Annotated in this window: 12 protein-coding genes and 1 pseudogene; 3 read left to right on the plus strand and 10 right to left on the minus strand. The window is 69.8% G+C overall.

Going from position 1 to position 15,377, the window contains the following annotated elements; translation table 11 throughout:
• Positions 1–22 precede the first annotated feature (22 nt).
• Positions 23–1,252, minus strand: a complete 1,230-nt coding sequence (locus tag OG819_RS45545) for a histidine kinase (RefSeq protein ID WP_266655599.1) — start codon at positions 1,250–1,252, stop codon at positions 23–25.
• A gap of 342 nt (positions 1,253–1,594) precedes the next feature.
• Between OG819_RS45545 and OG819_RS45550 the strand changes: the two genes are divergently transcribed.
• Positions 1,595–1,990, plus strand: a complete 396-nt coding sequence (locus OG819_RS45550) for a ribonuclease domain-containing protein (RefSeq protein WP_266655254.1) — start codon at positions 1,595–1,597, stop codon at positions 1,988–1,990.
• 319 nt (positions 1,991–2,309) lie between these two features.
• Here OG819_RS45550 and OG819_RS45555 read toward each other — a convergent pair whose 3' ends face one another.
• The gene (locus OG819_RS45555; protein WP_266630452.1) at positions 2,310–2,456 is read right to left on the minus strand and encodes a hypothetical protein; all 147 of its coding nucleotides are present in this window, start codon (positions 2,454–2,456) and stop codon (positions 2,310–2,312) included.
• Between the two features lie 31 nt (positions 2,457–2,487).
• Between OG819_RS45555 and OG819_RS45560 the strand changes: the two are divergent.
• Positions 2,488–3,402 (plus strand): annotated as a pseudogene (locus tag OG819_RS45560) (RNA-guided endonuclease InsQ/TnpB family protein); the annotation flags it as partial.
• 151 nt (positions 3,403–3,553) lie between these two features.
• Here OG819_RS45560 and OG819_RS45565 read toward each other — a convergent pair.
• The 6 genes from OG819_RS45565 to OG819_RS45590 all read right to left on the minus strand — a co-directional run bounded on the left by OG819_RS45565 (position 3,554) and on the right by OG819_RS45590 (position 11,138).
• Complete coding sequence (locus OG819_RS45565; RefSeq protein WP_266655256.1) at positions 3,554–5,701, minus strand: beta-galactosidase; 2,148 nt, start codon at positions 5,699–5,701, stop codon at positions 3,554–3,556.
• A 35-nt stretch (positions 5,702–5,736) separates the two neighbouring features.
• Entirely contained in the window at positions 5,737–6,672 is a 936-nt protein-coding gene (locus tag OG819_RS45570; protein ID WP_266655258.1) for a carbohydrate ABC transporter permease, read from the minus strand.
• Positions 6,669–7,595, minus strand: a complete 927-nt coding sequence (locus tag OG819_RS45575; protein WP_266630446.1) for a carbohydrate ABC transporter permease — start codon at positions 7,593–7,595, stop codon at positions 6,669–6,671. Before OG819_RS45575 ends, OG819_RS45570 begins: the two co-directional genes overlap by 4 nt.
• 2 nt (positions 7,596–7,597) lie before the next feature.
• Positions 7,598–8,995 (minus strand): extracellular solute-binding protein, encoded by a 1,398-nt coding sequence (locus OG819_RS45580; RefSeq protein ID WP_266655260.1) that lies wholly within the window; start codon positions 8,993–8,995, stop codon positions 7,598–7,600.
• Between the two features lie 212 nt (positions 8,996–9,207).
• The gene (locus OG819_RS45585; protein WP_266587681.1) at positions 9,208–10,290 is read right to left on the minus strand and encodes a LacI family DNA-binding transcriptional regulator; all 1,083 of its coding nucleotides are present in this window, start codon (positions 10,288–10,290) and stop codon (positions 9,208–9,210) included.
• A 158-nt stretch (positions 10,291–10,448) separates the two neighbouring features.
• A complete protein-coding gene (locus OG819_RS45590) occupies positions 10,449–11,138 on the minus strand; it encodes a class II aldolase/adducin family protein (protein ID WP_266655262.1) in 690 nt (229 codons plus the stop codon).
• Here OG819_RS45590 and OG819_RS45595 point away from each other — a divergent pair.
• The gene (locus OG819_RS45595) at positions 11,124–12,176 is read left to right on the plus strand and encodes a PucR family transcriptional regulator (RefSeq protein ID WP_266655264.1); all 1,053 of its coding nucleotides are present in this window, start codon (positions 11,124–11,126) and stop codon (positions 12,174–12,176) included. The genes OG819_RS45590 and OG819_RS45595 overlap by 15 nt on opposite strands.
• A gap of 43 nt (positions 12,177–12,219) precedes the next feature.
• On the opposite strand, the gene OG819_RS45600 is transcribed toward OG819_RS45595, so the two are convergent.
• Positions 12,220–13,695: a glycoside hydrolase family 76 protein gene (locus OG819_RS45600; RefSeq protein WP_266655266.1), complete on the minus strand. Its 1,476-nt coding sequence runs from the start codon at positions 13,693–13,695 to the stop codon at positions 12,220–12,222.
• A 20-nt stretch (positions 13,696–13,715) separates the two neighbouring features.
• The gene (locus tag OG819_RS45605) at positions 13,716–15,329 is read right to left on the minus strand and encodes an alpha-galactosidase (RefSeq protein ID WP_266655268.1); all 1,614 of its coding nucleotides are present in this window, start codon (positions 15,327–15,329) and stop codon (positions 13,716–13,718) included.
• Between the last annotated feature and the right edge of the window lie 48 nt (positions 15,330–15,377).

The raw sequence follows: 15,377 nt of genomic DNA on the forward strand, positions 1-15,377 counted from the left end.
CCTCCGCAGGCGCACCCCACGGTCACCCACCCCACGGCAGCCATGCCCGCACCGTGAAGCCCCCACCCCCGTCGGACCCGTGCTCCAGACGTCCGCCGGCCAGAGTGGACCGCTCGGTCAGCCCGATCAGCCCCTGCCCGGAACCCGGCACATGCGGCACCTCCCCCGGAGGGGCGGGGTTGGTCACGGACACGCTCAGACCGTCACCCGGGGCGCCCGAGACGCCGACGGTGACCTCGGCGCCCGGAGCGTGCTTGCGAGCGTTCGTCAGCCCCTCCTGGGCGATGCGGTACACGGTCCTCCCGACAGACGCGGGCACGGCCGCGGCATCGGCGACCCGCAGATCGAGGACCACCTTCATCCCCGCCTCACGCGACTCGGAGACCAGCGCGTCCAACGCGCCGAGCGTCGGCTGCGGCCGCCCTGCGTCATCGGAGTCACCCGCCCGCAGCACCCCGATGATCTCCCGCAGATCCTGCAGCGCCTCGTGCGCGCTCTCCCGGATCACCCCGGCGGCCCGCGCGACCTCCTCGTGGGGCGCGTCCGGCCGGAACTCCAACGCCCCCGCGTGCACGCTCAGCAGCGTCAGCCGGTGCGCGAGCACATCGTGCATCTCACGCGCGATCGCCTCGCGCGCCAGCCGCTGCGCCTGCTCGGCCCGCAGCTCGGCCTCCGTCTCGGCCCGCCGTGCCCGGTCCCGCAGACTCAGCATGAGCTGCCGTTTGGACCGTACGAACATGCCCCAGCCGACGACCGCCACGGTCAGCAGCGCGCTGACGGCGATGGCGGCGGCGTAGGGCAGTTCGGGGTCGGGGCGCAGCCAGAAGTAGACCGGAAGCAGTGCGAGCTGGAGACCGCCGACCCAGCCCACGTACTTGAGGGGCCGGTGCACGGCGAGCGTGAAGAGGGCGACCAGGCCGGCGCCGCCCGCGGTGTTCGAGAGCACTCCGACGGGGATCATCGCCACGGCCAGCCCCAGCGGCCGGCGGCGGCGCGACCACACGGCGAGACAGGCGAGTCCGCCGAGCCACTGGTCGACGACGGCGAGCGCGTGCGGGGTGTTCGGGTCACGGGTCAGTGTGTGCGCGGCCATCGCCCCGATGACGACGGCCAGCAGAAAGCACCCGAAGTCGACCGCCCAGTCCCGTGCGGTACGCCGGGGCCGTCCGCCCCGCCCTGTCCGCTCGGGGTCGAGCTCCGCGACCACGGCGGACGGCAGCAGCCAGCGCCGCCCGGGGAGAACGGGTGTCATCAGCACCGGATTGTCACCACTCACGGTCGACAAATCTACGAGGCCCTGGCGGCCGGCACCTCCCCATGGCCGGTATCACCGACGAAAGTAGCGGCGCCGCATACTTTGGTCGAGCGTCGAGGATCGAAGATCGAGGGTCCCGCGGAGCATCCGTGGGCCTCCAGCCCTCCGAGGGCCGGACCGCGCCGACGACCCGCGCCAAGAGCTCCAGCGACCGAAACACCCAGCCGCCATGGAGCCGTCACGCACCAGGTTAACTCCACGAAAACTCATCGGACTTGACGAGAAAATCTCCGAAGTTGTCATTGACATGCCACTGTCTACGCGCGTCATCATGGGTCCATGAGATTCCCCCCACGCGCAACACGCATCGGCGCCACGGCCGCTCTCCTGTCCGCCCTCGTCGTGGGCGGCACGGTCACCGCCACCACGTCGCAGGCCGCGGCCACCTCGGTCGGCAGCATCTGCTACGGCGACCTGCCGTCCCAGGCGTACGACACGCTCGGCCTGATCGCGTCGAACGGCCCCTTCCCGTACTCGCAGGACGGGATCGTCTTCCGCAACGCGGAGGGCGTCCTGCCCAGTCAGCAGTCCGGCTACTACCACGAGTACACGGTCAAGACGCCTGGTTCGTCCACGCGCGGAGCTCGCCGCATCGTCACCGGCAAGAAGTCCGAGGAGGACTACTACACCTCGGACCACTACGTCACGTTCGACCTGATCGACTTCGACTGCTGAACCGACCGATCAGGCACGACCGCTGAAGGAACGGCGCGACCAGCCAGAGGTCCGGTCCGTGCTCACCCGGACCTCCAGCTCCGACCAGCTGCTCCACGGTTCCACCCTCGCCCCGCGGCTCCCCCCCCCACGATCATGGGCCGCGGGGCGAGGCACGTCGTGTCGTCGCCGACGGCCGAGTCAGCTCCTGGCGCCGCGACAACACCGACCCGTCGTCACCGCACTGATCGGCATCGTCCGCGAGCGGGACGCCGCCGTCCTGCTCACGGACCTGCGCGGTCTTCGGCTCGATCCAGTTACGCAGGCCGGGCATGCACGGCTAGCCGTTCCGCTTGGGCAGGGCCGCCCAAAAGCGTTTGCCGAGGTCGGTATCGGGGTCCATGGCCTTGTAGAAGTCGTGCCTCATCTGGAGGTCGGCCTCCAGGAGCACTCGGCCGGCGTCGGTCTTGCCGAACTTGGCGTCCATGATGCGGTCCGGCTCGTCCGGGTTGAGGTTGCGCCCGCAGGGCGCGCAGCCCTACGACGACCGGATGCTGTCCTGGCAGATCCCGGACCGGACGGTGTCCATCTGGACCACCAGCGGCCGGGTCAAGAACGTGGCCTTCACCGCCTCACCGGAACAGCTGGCCACGCTGGCCCTGTACCGCAGGGGTGAGTCCGACCTGCTGCAGCGGGACGGCATGTGGTTCCTCAACGCCACGTGCGAGGTCCCCGAAGCGCCGCTGAACCCGGACCCTGTGGACTTCCTCGGGATCGACCTGGGCATCGTGAACATCGCCACCACCTCGCACGGCGAGATCATGGCCGGACGCGAGCTGAACCGCATCCGGGCCCGGGAGCGCGGCCTGCGCGCCAAGCTGCAGAAGAAGAACACCCCGTCCGCCAAACGCCGCGCCAAGAAACGGCGGCGCAAGGAAGCACGGCGGGCGAGAGACATCAACCACAAGATCGCCAAGCATGTGGTGGCCGAGGCAGAACGCACCGGTCGCGGAATCGCCCTGGAAAACCTGACAGGGATCCGCGAACGGGTACGGCTTCGCAAGCCCCAACGGGCCACCCACTCCAGCTGGTCGTTCGCCCAGCTGGGAGCGTTCATCGCATACAAGGCCCGCAAGGCCGGGGTACCGGTGGTGCACGTCGATCCGGCGTACACCTCCCGCACCTGCGCCGAGTGCGGCCACGTAGACAAAGCGAACCGGGTCTCCCAGGCCTGGTTCGCCTGCCGGAACTGCGGATTCGTTGATCACGCGGACCGGAACGGCTCCCGCAACATCCGCGCCCGTGCGCGGGAGTTGTGGCGACGCGGGGCCCCGTCAACGGCCCCCGCCCCACCCCGAACACCTCGGAGCGGGGCTGGACGCAAACGACACATCACCGCCAGTGATGCCCGTTGTGCAAGCCCGTCGCTTTAGCGCCGGGTAGTTGACGCACGGTTCGCTGCCGAGCTGATAGAGGGTCCCACCGTTGGGTTGTATGCCTGCGCACTGGTCATGGGGATCGCCAGTATCGCGGATGCCGCGAGGAACGTACCCAGCGCCTTCACCGCTCTGCTTCGTTGCACAGCTACTCCTTGGGGGAGACGAGTACGCGTACGTCCCACGGGCCGAGCTCCAGCGCCGTGCCCGCGGGCAGGGACGTGCCGTTCAGGGCGTCGGAGAGGTCGACCGGCGCGTCCACGCGGGCGGGCCCCCAGCTCCAGTTGTGGACGATGTGCACACGGCGTCCGTCGGGCGCCGTGCCGGTGGTCGTCGTGACGGACGCCGGCAGGTCGCGCCAGCCGCTGCGGGCGGTCGGCGCCAGCCACTCGGCCAGCGTGCGGGCGAGGTCGCGACCTGGCACGGTGCCGACGTACGTGACGCGGCCCTCTCCGTGGCGGCGGGTGGTGACGGCGGGCCAGCGGCCGAAGTGCGGGTGCTCGTACGTGGCGAGGACCTCGGCGTCGGCGACGGTGAGGCCGTCGGCCCAGCACGTCGCCGTGGCGTTCTCCGGGAGAGTCAGCGCGCTCCCGGGCGCCGCGCGGACCGGGATGTCACGCGCCAGGTTGCTGAACTCGTCGTAGCTGACGCCCGCGGCGTCGACCAGGCGTGCCGGAGCCGGTTCGTGCCGGGCCCGTGCCTCGTGGTCGGCGTAGCCCGTGCGGGGGCCGAGAACCAGGTGGCCGCCGGCGTGGGCGTAGGCGGCGAGCCAGTCGAGCGTGGTGTCGTCGACGATGTACAGGGCGGGGACGACGAGGACGGGGTGGCGGCGCGCGGCCTCCTCGGGCGCCATGCCCTCCCGTTCGTCGCGCGGGTCGTGCAGCTGGCGGGCGTGGACGATGCGCACCTGGCGGCCGGCGTCGAAGGCGCCGCGGTAGAAGGGGTCGAGGATGCGGTGGTAGGCGGCCGGGTCCGGTTCGCCGTCGGGGGTCGCGAGCGGCGGGTGCCTCTGCATCAGCCACTTGCTGGGGGTGGAGTAGACGATCGTGATGTCGGCGTCCGGCTCGAGACCGGCGACGAGCGGTCCCACGGCCTCGAACTCCTCGCCCAGCCGGGCGAGTTCGGCGTAGGTGCGCCCCGGTCGGCCGCTGTGCGGCAAGACTCCGCCCCAGTAGGTCTCCGCGCCGAAGCGCAGGGTCTGCCACTGCCAGTATTCGATCATGCGGGCCCCGCGGCCGACGAGAGCCCAGGCGGCCTGGCGCCACTGGCCTTCGTAGGCGGGGCGGTTGTCCCACGCGAAGCCGATGGACGACGCGTTCGTCTCGGTGACCAGGAACGGCTCCTGCCGGGAGGAGAACATCCAGTCGGCGGTCTGGTACATCGACCAGACGCCGGTGGTCTTCCACTTCTGCTCGTGCCCGTCCGGTGTGGGGTCGGGCAGGAGCAGGCCGTCCTGCATGTCGTAGTACGGGTTGCCGGTGGCGATGTCGAGGCGGTCGGTGAGCTCGTCGTCCTCGACGGCGGGGCGGGTGTAGGAGATACAGGTCGTGACGAACTGCTCGGGGCGGGCGTACTCGCGGACGATGTCGGCCTGCCAGCCGATGAACTCGGTGCACTGGCGGGCCTGGAACTCCCGCCAGGCGACGTCGTACTGCGGCTGCGCGTTGCCGTCCGGGGTCCACAGGTCGGCCCACGTTGACAGCCGGTGGGACCAGTAGACCAGGCCCCACTCGCGGTTGAGGGTCTCGACGTCGCCGTACTTGACCCGCAGGTGGTCGACGAAGCGCTGGAAGACGCCGTGGTTGTGGAAGAGCTCCAGGCCCGGTTCGTTGTCCACCTGGAAGCCGATGACCGCCGGGTGGTCGGCGTACCGGGCGACGACCTTCCGGATGATCCGCTCGGCGTGGAAGCGGAAGGCGGGGTGGGTGAAGTCGGCCTCCTGCCGGGCGCCCCAGCCGATGCGCTCACCGGTGCGCCGCTCGCCGGTGATCTCCGGGTACTGGCGGGCCAGCCAGGGCGGTACGGCGTACGTGGGGGTGCCGAGGATGACGGAGATGCCACGTTCGTGGGCGCCGTCCAACACCGGTTGGAGCCAGCCGAGTTCGAAGTGACCGTTCTCGGGTTCCCAGGTCGACCAGACCGACTCGCCGATCCGGATGACGGTGAAGCGGGCATCGGCCATCAGGTCGAGGTCGGTCTTGAGCTGTTCGCCGGGCCGTACGTCCGGGCCGTAGCCGGGCTGGTACTCGTGGTAGTAGGCAGCGCCGAACAGAACGCGGGCGGGCAGATCCGCCATGGACAAACCTCCGGAGTGCAGGGGGTATTGGGGGGTTACTGCTTGACGCCGCCGGTGGCCAGGCCGCTCTGCCAGTACCGCTGGAGCATCAGGAAGGCCAGGACGAGCGGGACGATCGAGATCAGGGAGCCGGTCACGACGAGGGCGAGCATGTCGCTGCTGGATCCGGCGCCGCCGTTCTGGGCCTGGGCGGCCCAGGAGGAGAGCCCGACCGTAATGGGGTACAGGTTCGGGTCGTTGAGCATGATCAGCGGCAGGAAGTAGTTGTTCCAGGTGGCGACGAGCGTGAAGAGGACGACGGTCACCAGGCCGGGGGCCAGCAGCCGCAGCGCGATCGTGCAGAAGATCCGGAGCTCTCCGGCTCCGTCCATGCGGGCGGCCTCGATGAGGCTGTCCGGGACGGCGTCCTCGGCATAGATGCGCATGAGGTAGAGGCCGAAGGGGCTGATGAGGGAGGGCAGGATCACCGCCCAAGGGGTGTTGACCAGGCCCGCCTTGGCGAAGAGCAGGTAGGTGGGGATCGCCAGGGCGGTGGTCGGGATCATGATCGCGCCGAGGACGAGGTTGAAGGCAGCGCCGTGTCCGCGGAAGCGGTACTTGGCGAACCCGTACCCGGCCGCCGCCGCGAGCAGCGCGGCGCCGAGCGCGCTCACCCCGGCGTACAGGACCGTGTTGAGCAGCCAGCGCCCGAACACTCCGTCGTCCTGGGTGAAGGTGGCCTTGATGTTCGACAGCAGCTGCGGCGCGTGCGAGAACCACAGGCCGAAGCTGTTGAACAGGTCCTGGGTGCTCTTGGTCGAGGCGACCAGCAGCCAGAACAGCGGCAGCAGGAAGTACGCCAGGACGGCCAGCATGGCGATCGTGAGCGGGGTGCTGCGGCGGTGGGCCGGCGACCGGCGCCGCGAGCGGGCCTCGGCGGGAAGCCGGTTCACCGTCGGCGTGGTGGTGGCTGTGGGTGTCACGGTGGTCATGAGGTCCTCCTGCGGTTCGCCGTGAGCAGGAAGGCGTACGACACGATCACGATGACCAGCCCGAGGATGAAGGACACCGTCGCCGCGTAGTTGGTCTGCTGGCTGATGAACGCGACGGAGTAGGCGTAGAGGTTGGCGGTGTAGGAGCTGTCGATGACGGCCGGGGCAACCTTCATCAACAGGCTCGGTTCGTTGAACAGCTGGAAGCTGCCGATCACCGAGAACAGCAGGGTGAGGGTCAACGCCGGGCGCAGCGCGGGGAGTTTGATGGACCAGGCGATCCGCCAGGCTCCGGCACCGTCCATGGCGGCCGCCTCGTACAGCTCGGCGGGGATGGTACGCAGGGCGGCGTACAGAATGATCATGTTGTAGCCGACGAACTCCCAGGTCACGATGTTCGCGAGGCTGCCGAGCATCCAGCCGTCGCTGAGGAAGTGCGGGGCCGGCAGGTGGAGATCGCGGCTGATCTGGGCGAAGGGGCCGAAGTCGGGGCCGTAGAGGTAGCCCCACATGAGGGTGGCGATCACGCTCGGGACGGCGTAGGGCACGAAGATGCCGAGCCGGATCACCCGGGCGAGCCGCAGCAGGCCGCTGTCCAGCGCGAGCGCGAAGAACAGGGCCAGCAGCAGCATGACGGGGACCTGGATGACGAAGAACAGTGCTACGCGGCCTATGCCCTTGAGGAGTTGAGGGTCCTTGAGGGCTGTCACGTAGTTGTCCAGGCCGACGAACGTCGAGCCGCCGATCAGCCGTTCCTGGAAGAGGCTCAGGTAGGCGGCGTAGCCGAGCGGGGCGAGGAAGAGCAGGAGGAACAGCGCCATGAACGGGGCGATGAAGAGTGCTCCGGCCGTGCCGTGGCGGCTACGGGGGCGCGACTTCGTGCGGGCAACCGCTGTCGGGGTGGTCGCTGCGGGGGTGGCCATCGTCAGCCTCCCTTGACCGTGAAGCCCTGGTTCTTGGCGAAGGTCGTGATGCGCGACTGCCACGTACCGAGCGCGCTGACGGTGTCGGACTTGTCGGCGAGGGACTTGCCCACGGTCTCGGTCCAGTCCGTGGCCACCCGGTCGAGGAACGGCGGCCACTGGAAGGCGGGGTCGACCTGGGCGCTGATGTCCGCGAAGACCTGGTTGACCTTCTGACCGCCGTAGAAGGCGGGCGCGTCCCCGAGGAAACTCGCCTCGGCGAGCAGGGCCTTGGTCGCCGGGAAGAAGAACTGCTCGGTGGCGAACATCTTGGCGCTGACGGGGTCGCTGTTGAGGAACTGCGCGAACACCGCTGCCGCGATCGGGTTCTTGGTGGAGCGGATGACCGCGGTGGTCGAGCCGCCCCAGTTGCCCGAGCTGGGCTTCGCGGCGTCCCACTGCGGGAGCGGGGCCGCGCGCCACTTGCCCGAGGTGGCCTTGGCCGAGCCGGAGAGGAAGGCCGGGCCCCAGGCGCCGGTGAGCCAGGTGGCGTACTTGCCCTTGTTGAGGGCGGCGTACCAGGAGTCGGTGAAGTCCGGCTCGACGCCGATCACGCCCTCCTTCGCGAGCGCGCCCCAGTACTGGCCGAGCTTCTTGGAAACCGCGTCGTCGACGCTGACGGTGATGTCGCTCTTGCCGGAGGTCACATACGGCTTGGCGCCCGCCTGCCAGAGGAGGCCGTGCCAGGCGGCGACCTGGTTGGCCGCGAGGTTGGTGAGGTAGACGTCCGGGGCGGCCTTGTGGAGCCCCCGCGCCGCGGCGGCGAACTCGTCCCAGGTGCCGGGGACTTCGATGCCGTGCTTGTCGAAGATGTCCTCGCGGTACAGCATGCCCATCGGGCCGGTGTCCTGGGGGATCGCCCAGACCTCGCCGCCGCTGCCGCTGACCTGACCCCAAGTCCAGTCCACGAACATGGACTTGAGTGCGGAGGCGCCGTAGGGCCGAAGGTCCAGCAGGCTGTCGCTGATGGTGAACGTCGGGATGGCCTGGAACTCGATCTGCACCATGTCCGGGGCGCCGCTGCCCGCCTTGAGCGCGGTGCGCAGCTTGGTGTACTGGGGTGTGCCCTGACCGGCGTTGACGACCTTGACCTTGACGGCCGGGTACTTCTGCTCGAAGAGCGCGACCTCCTTGTCGATGTTCGGGACCCAGGTCCAGAACGTCAGCTGGGTCGGGGTCTTCATGGCCTTGTCGATGTCGGCCTGGCTGACCGGCTTGGCGGAGGAACCGCTGGTGCCACCGCCGTCGCCGCCGCAGGCGGACAGCGTGGCGGCCAGCGACAGCGCGCCCGTGGCGGCGAGGAAGCCCCGACGGCTCAGGGGTGACGGGGAGAAGGTGCGACTGGAGAAGGGTCCGGACATGGTGAACTCCCGCAGAAGGGTGTAGAGGACCGGCACACCGGGCGACGGCGTGCTGAGGCTGCGTTCGGGTGGTGTCAGGCGCTGTGTGGCGTGACGGGCGGGGCCGGGAGGGCGGGCCTGTCAGAGGTCGCGCCGGGGATGGCGCGAGGGGAACGGCGACCGATGCGGGGCCTGATCGAGGCCCGGGGAGCGGCTGCGATTACTGCTGTGACTCAGGTGCGCGAAGAGCCTGGGGAGCGGGTGCGGCCCGGGGTCTTGCGGGGCGGCGGCGCGGACGAGGAGCGGACGACGAGTTCGACCGGTGGGTCGGTCATCGGCATCGGGTGCGCCTGCGGGTTCTCGATGGCGTGCACCAGGAGTTTCAGGCCGTCCTGTGCCATGGCGTCGAACGGCTGACGCACCGTGGTCAGCGGTGGGGTCACATAGGCGGCGACCGGGATGTCGTCGAAGCCGACCACGCTGACGTCCTCCGGCACGCGCCGTCCGGCTTCCGTCAGCGCGCGGATCAGACCGATGGCCATGTCGTCGTTGGCGGCGAACACCGCGGTCACGTCGGGATCGGCGACCAGTTCGCGGCCGGCCGCGTAGCCGGAGGCCGCCGACCAGTCGCCCTCGACGACCGGCGGCTCGGCCCGGCCGTGCGCGGCGAGCGCCGTGCGCCATCCGTCGAGACGGTCCCGGGCCGAGTACCACCGCTGTGGACCCGCCAGATGGTGGACGGTGGTGTGGCCCAGTTCCAGCAAGTGCTCGGTGGCCGCTCGCGCCATCTGGCCGGAGACGATCCCGGCCGTCACCACGTGAGGGGCGGCGAAGGGCGGGGGTGCGCCGAGGACGAGGACCGGCACGTCGACCCGGGCGGAGCGATCCGTGCCGTCCTCCTCGTCGATCGGCTCGGAGATGACGATGCCGTCCACGCCCTGGTCCAGGAGCGAGTTCACCGCGCCGGCGATTCCCGCCGTCTCGCCCTCCATGGTGTTGACCACACGGAGCGCGTAGCCGGTGTCTCTTACGGCACGCTCGACGCCCATGAGCAGCGAGGCCGGACCGTACAGGGCCGTGCCGAGCGTCACCACACCGATGGACCGGGTGCGTCCCGAGGCGAGGGCGCGGGCCGCGTTGTTCGAGCGGTAGCCGAGCTCCTCGGCCGCCGCCAGGACACGACGGCGTACGTCGTCGGAGACGTACGGCTCGTCGTTCATCACCCGGGACACCGTCTTCTGTGACACGCCCGCCAGGCGTGCCACATCCACACTGCGCGGCGCGGCCCCCGCGCCGCGTCCTGCCACTGGTGTCATCGAGTCTCCCGATCTCCGGCAGCCGCATCCTAGCCCCAGTCCGCTCTATGACTGCGCTGTCATGACTGCGCAGTCATATCTACGCAACGGAACGGGGCGCGTCAAGACTTCGCGCAACATCTCCGTCGCACAGGCCGAGGCTGTGCCTGCCCTTCGGGTCAGGCCCTGTAGTCGGGGGCGATGCGCTCGACCAGGCGGAGCAGTGCCGACCAGGCGAGATCGTATGCCTTGTCGTCCTGGAGGTCCGAGCTGTCGTCCTCGCCCGCGAGTTGGCGTGCGGTGAGTTCGCAGATGTCGGGACCGGGAGTGACGAGCCCGGTGCCCGCGGCCATGGCCGCGGTCTGGATCTCGCACGCCTTGTCCAGGTAGTACATGCGCAGGAACGCCTGGACGGGGGTCTCGCCCACGGTGAGCAGGCCGTGGTTGCGCAGGATCATCGCGGGGTGAGAGCCGAGGTCGGCGACGAGGCGCTGCTGTTCGTCGAGGTTGAGGGCGACGCCTTCGTAGTCGTGGTAGCCGAGCCTGCCGTAGAACTCCATGGAGATCTGGTTGAGCGGAAGCAGGCCGTGCTCCTGGGCGGCGACGGCGCAGCCCGCCTTGGTGTGGGTGTGCAGGATGCACCGGGCGTCGGACCGGGCGGCGTGGATGGCGCCGTGGATGACGAAGCCGGCGGGGTTGACCGGGTGGGGACTCTCCTCGACGGGGCGGCCGGCCAGGTCGATCTTGACGAGGTTCGATGCGGTGATCTCCTCGAAGAGCAGGCCATAGGGGTTGATCAGGAAGTGGTGCTCCGGACCGGGAAGCCGGACGGAGATGTGCGTGAAGATCAGGGCGTGCGTCTTCCTCACGACGCGGAGGGCATCGACACGTACGTGCGGCAGGTCGTCGCCGCCGGGGGGAGCGCGCTCGGGTTCGGCGTCGCCCCCGTGCACCAGGAGGTTCCACCCGAGCTCGTCGCCGCCTGCGACCGCCACGGGCTCCCGCTGCTGCGGCTGCCGCCCGCCACCCCGTTCGTGGCCGTCGGGCAGGCCGCGTACGCCGCGATCGCGGAGGCCCGCAACCGTGAGCTGCGCGAGATCTCCCGAGCGCAGTCGGCGCTGGCCACAGCCGCCACCCGGCCGGACGCGCTCCAGGCCGTGCTCGATCGGCTCAGCGCGCACACCGGCGCCTGGACGGTCCTCTACGACGCGCAGGGCAACGAACTGTTCAGCGCCGGTCCCCGACCTTCGTCCCCCACGCCGGGACGCGTACGTGACCTGGCCGTACGCACCACCGCCCGTCTCCGCACAGGCGCCGCCGGACGGTCCGCACCGGCCGCGGCGGCCGATCATCACGGCGAAACCCACCTGACGGTCCACACCCTGCCCGGAGCGGACGGCAGCATGGCGCTCGCCCTGGGCCAGGCCGCCACCACGGCCCCGACCCTGGTCCATCGCCAGGTCACCAGCACGGCAACCGTTCTGCTGGCCCTGCTCACCAGTCCCCGCCACGCCCTGGGCACCGACACCCACAGCGCCGGCGCACTGGTACGGCTCATGCTCGGGGCCACGGCCGCCGTCGTCCACACCAAGGACCCGCTCACCGTCTACGGGATCGTCCCCCGTACCGACGCCCGGGATCTGGCCCGCACCCGCTTCGCCCCGCTCGACCAGGCCGGCGCGCCGGGCGCCCCGGTTCTCCTCGACACCCTGCGAACCTGGCTGACCCTGCACGGCAGCTGGGACCGCACCGCCGCGGCCCTGCACGTCCACCGCAACACCGTGCGCCACCGTCTGGCACGGGTCGGCGAACTCCTCGACGTCGACCTGCACGACCCCGGCGTACGCATGGAACTCTGGTTCGCCCTGCACTGGCTGCCCGGCGAGACCGACGAGGCCGACGAGTAAGGCGCCCGTTCCCTGACCGGGGCCCGCCGCGGTGGGTTCGAGGTCAGGATGCCGCGTTCAGCAGGTCGAGGGCGGACTGCTGGCGTGCGGCGTCGGTCGTGTCGACGGGGCCGGCCCAGTGCAGGCCGTATGTGTCGAGGGGGGTGCGGTCGTTGGCGTAGGCGGAGTCGGCCTGGCGGCGGATGTAGGAGGTGTACGGGCTGTCGGAGAGCTGGGCGTTGAAGGCGCTGAGGCCTCGGATGTAGGCGCCCTTGAAGGAGGGTCCGTCGGCGCCGCAGCCTCCTGCCTCGCAGGGCTCGCGCAGGATGCCTGCGGCGTTGAGCGAGGTGGAGGTGGTCGAGGCGTCACCGATCTGGCGGCCCGTGGTGAGCAGCGCGGAGTTCCCGGTCGCGCGATACAGCTCCGCGAGGCCGCCGAGGAGAACGCCTTGGTTGTACGACCAGGCCGTGTCGCCGTTGTTGGTGCAGGTCGCGAGGTTGATGCCGTCGTTGACCAGATGGGAGCTGTTGATCATGCCGGTGCCCTGGAACCAGGACCACTCCACGTTCGCACGGGCGAGATAGGCCGTGTCGCCGGGGACGCGGTTGTGCAGCGCGGCGTTCAGTTCCAGATAGAGGGAGTTGGCGATGGCGTTCTTGTAGGTCTTGGCGGTGCTCCACCAGACTCCGCCGCCGCAGGTCGAGTCCCAGTACCGCGCCATGTGGTCGGCGTCGGCGCGGGCGGTGTTCAGATACCTGCTGTCGCCGGTCAGGTCGTAGGCGGCGACCCAGGCCAGGCCCCACCACCCGGTGTCGTCGATGTAGTCGTTGGTGAAGTTGCCGCCCTGGGCGGACAGGTTGAGGTCGTAGGTCTTGGCGATGGCGTACTTGTAGCTGCCCATGCCGGTGACCTTGATGTTGTTGATGAGGGCGGTCAGTGCGTTGGCCGAGTTCCACCAGCCGGTGGTGTCGAACAGGCCGGTGCCGAGGTTGTACGACTGCATCAGCGCGGTGGCCGCAGCGGTCGGGCGGCTTCCCGCGTTCCAGGTCGTACGGGCCCAGGCCGTGCAGGCGATCTCGGTGCGGTTGCCCGCCTTGCCGCAGGCGCGGAGGGCGCCGACGCCGAGGTTGTTCCAGTCGTCGACGTTGTACATCAGGGTGCGCCAGCCGGTCTGGCCCGCGGGGATCGTGGTGTCGCCGAGCTTGCTGCCGGAGGTCCAGGTGCGGCCGCCGTCGAAGGAGCGGTCGAGCCAGACCTCGTCGGTGGGGCTGCCGTTGGTGATCGAGGCCCAGCCCATGGCATCGGTGTCGTCGAAGTGCAGGGAGATGGTGCGGGAGTAGATGGTGGTGGTCACCGGCCGGCGGTCCTGCGGGGACAGGGCCGGGTCACGGCCGTCGCAGTACCTGTTGCAGACGGTCGCCTGGGCCGCGGTGGTCGCTGCTTCGGCGCTTCCGGATGCCGGGATCAGGAGAGCCAGGGACACCGCGGTCGCGAGCAGGTCGGCCCCAAGCATGCTTATTTTTCTCGTCTTTGAGTGCATGTCAGATCCGTCGAGGTCGGTCAGCCCAGGCGCCACTGCTGGTTGGCGCCGCCGTTGCAGGTCCAGAGTTCGAGCGCGGTGCCGTTGACGTTGCCGGAGGCCTGGTCGCCGCCGGTGACGTCGAGGCAGAGGCCCGACTGGGTGCCGGTGACGGCGCCGTTGGGGTTGAGACTCCACTTCTGGTTGGCGCCGCCGTTGCAGGTGTAGAGCTCCACCTTCGTGCCGGAGCTGGTCTGGTTGTTGTAGGCGTCCAGGCACTGGGTGCCGCCGTAGAGCCGGAGTTCACCGGCGGCGGTGATGGTCACGGCCTGGTTGGCGCCGCCGCCGCAGTCCCAGATCTCGATCTTGGTGCCGGGGGTGGTCTCGTTGTTGTAGGCGTCGAGGCAGCGGTTGGAGGAGGCGCCGATCAGCGGGTGGGTGCTGCCGACGCTGGTGCCGCTGCCGGCGGAGACCCGGTACATCACCGAGCCGTGGCCGGGGACGCTCGCCGAGATGGTTCCGCCGGTGCGGCTGACGACGTGCGACCAGAGGTTGTCGAGCCGGTACGAGGATGCCGCGGGGAGACCGACCGCGCCGGCGGAGGTGGTGATGGTGGCGGCCGAGGAGTTCTCGTTGAAGAGCACCACCGACACGTCGCCGTTCGCCAGTGGCTTGGTCAGCACGTGCAGGCCGCCGGAGGAGGACACCTCGGTGCCCTGCTTACCCAGGGAGTCCTGGTCCACGGCGATGACGTCTTTGTTGCCGTAGAGGGAGAGGGTGGCGGCGGAGGCCTTGCGCAGGTCGGTTCCGGCGATCAGCGGCGCGGCCATCTCCGACCAGAGGCCGAAGTGGGAACGGTCCTCGGTGAACGACATGCCGTTACCCACTTCGAGCATGTCGGGGTCGTTCCAGGCGCCCGGCTTGGCGTACGGGGCGAGCTTGACGTCGGCCTTGTAGATCGACACCACCGTGGAGAAGTTGACGTTGATGTCGTCGGTGGTGCGCCAGCTGTTGCCGACGCCCGCGCCCCAGGTCCACACGTCGGCGAGGCCCCAGTTGCACAGGCTGTAGACGATCGGGCGGCCGGTGTTAACCAGGGCGTCGCGCATGGCGGTGTAGCGCTGCTGGTCCGGCACGTTCTGGTGGTTGCAGTTGTCGTACTTGAGGTAGTCCACGCCCCAGGCGGCGAAGCTGTTGGCGTCCGTCTGCTCGTGCCCGAGGCTGCCGGGGTAGCCCTGGCAGGTGGCGGTGCCGGCGCTCTCGTAGATGCCGAGTCTGAGGCCCTTGCTGTGGACGTAGGCGGCGGTTTTGCTGATGCCGTCGGGGAACTTGACCGGGTCGGGCACCAGTCGGCCGGCGGAGTCACGGGCCTTGGTCATCCAGCAGTCGTCGATGTTGACGTACTGGTAGCCGGCGTCCTTCAGACCGGAGGAGACGAGGTAGTCGGCGGTCTGCTCGACCAACTGCTCCGTCACGTTGCAGCCGAAGGCGTTCCAGTCGTTCCAGCCCATGGGAGGCGTCCTGGCCAGACCGTTGTCGAGGGCCTGCGCGGGCGGTGCGGCGCGCAGCACCAGCAGGGCCGGGGCGAGGACCAGCAGAAGCACCATCGTGAAGGCGGCACTCAGGGGTCTCGTGAAGGGTGACGGGACGGTCATCTCGATGTCTCCTGCTTCGCCGTGTGGGGCCGGACGAACTCACCGTTG

This window comes from Streptomyces sp. NBC_01549 (genome assembly GCF_026339955.1).
In the GTDB taxonomy this organism is placed as follows: domain Bacteria; phylum Actinomycetota; class Actinomycetes; order Streptomycetales; family Streptomycetaceae; genus Streptomyces.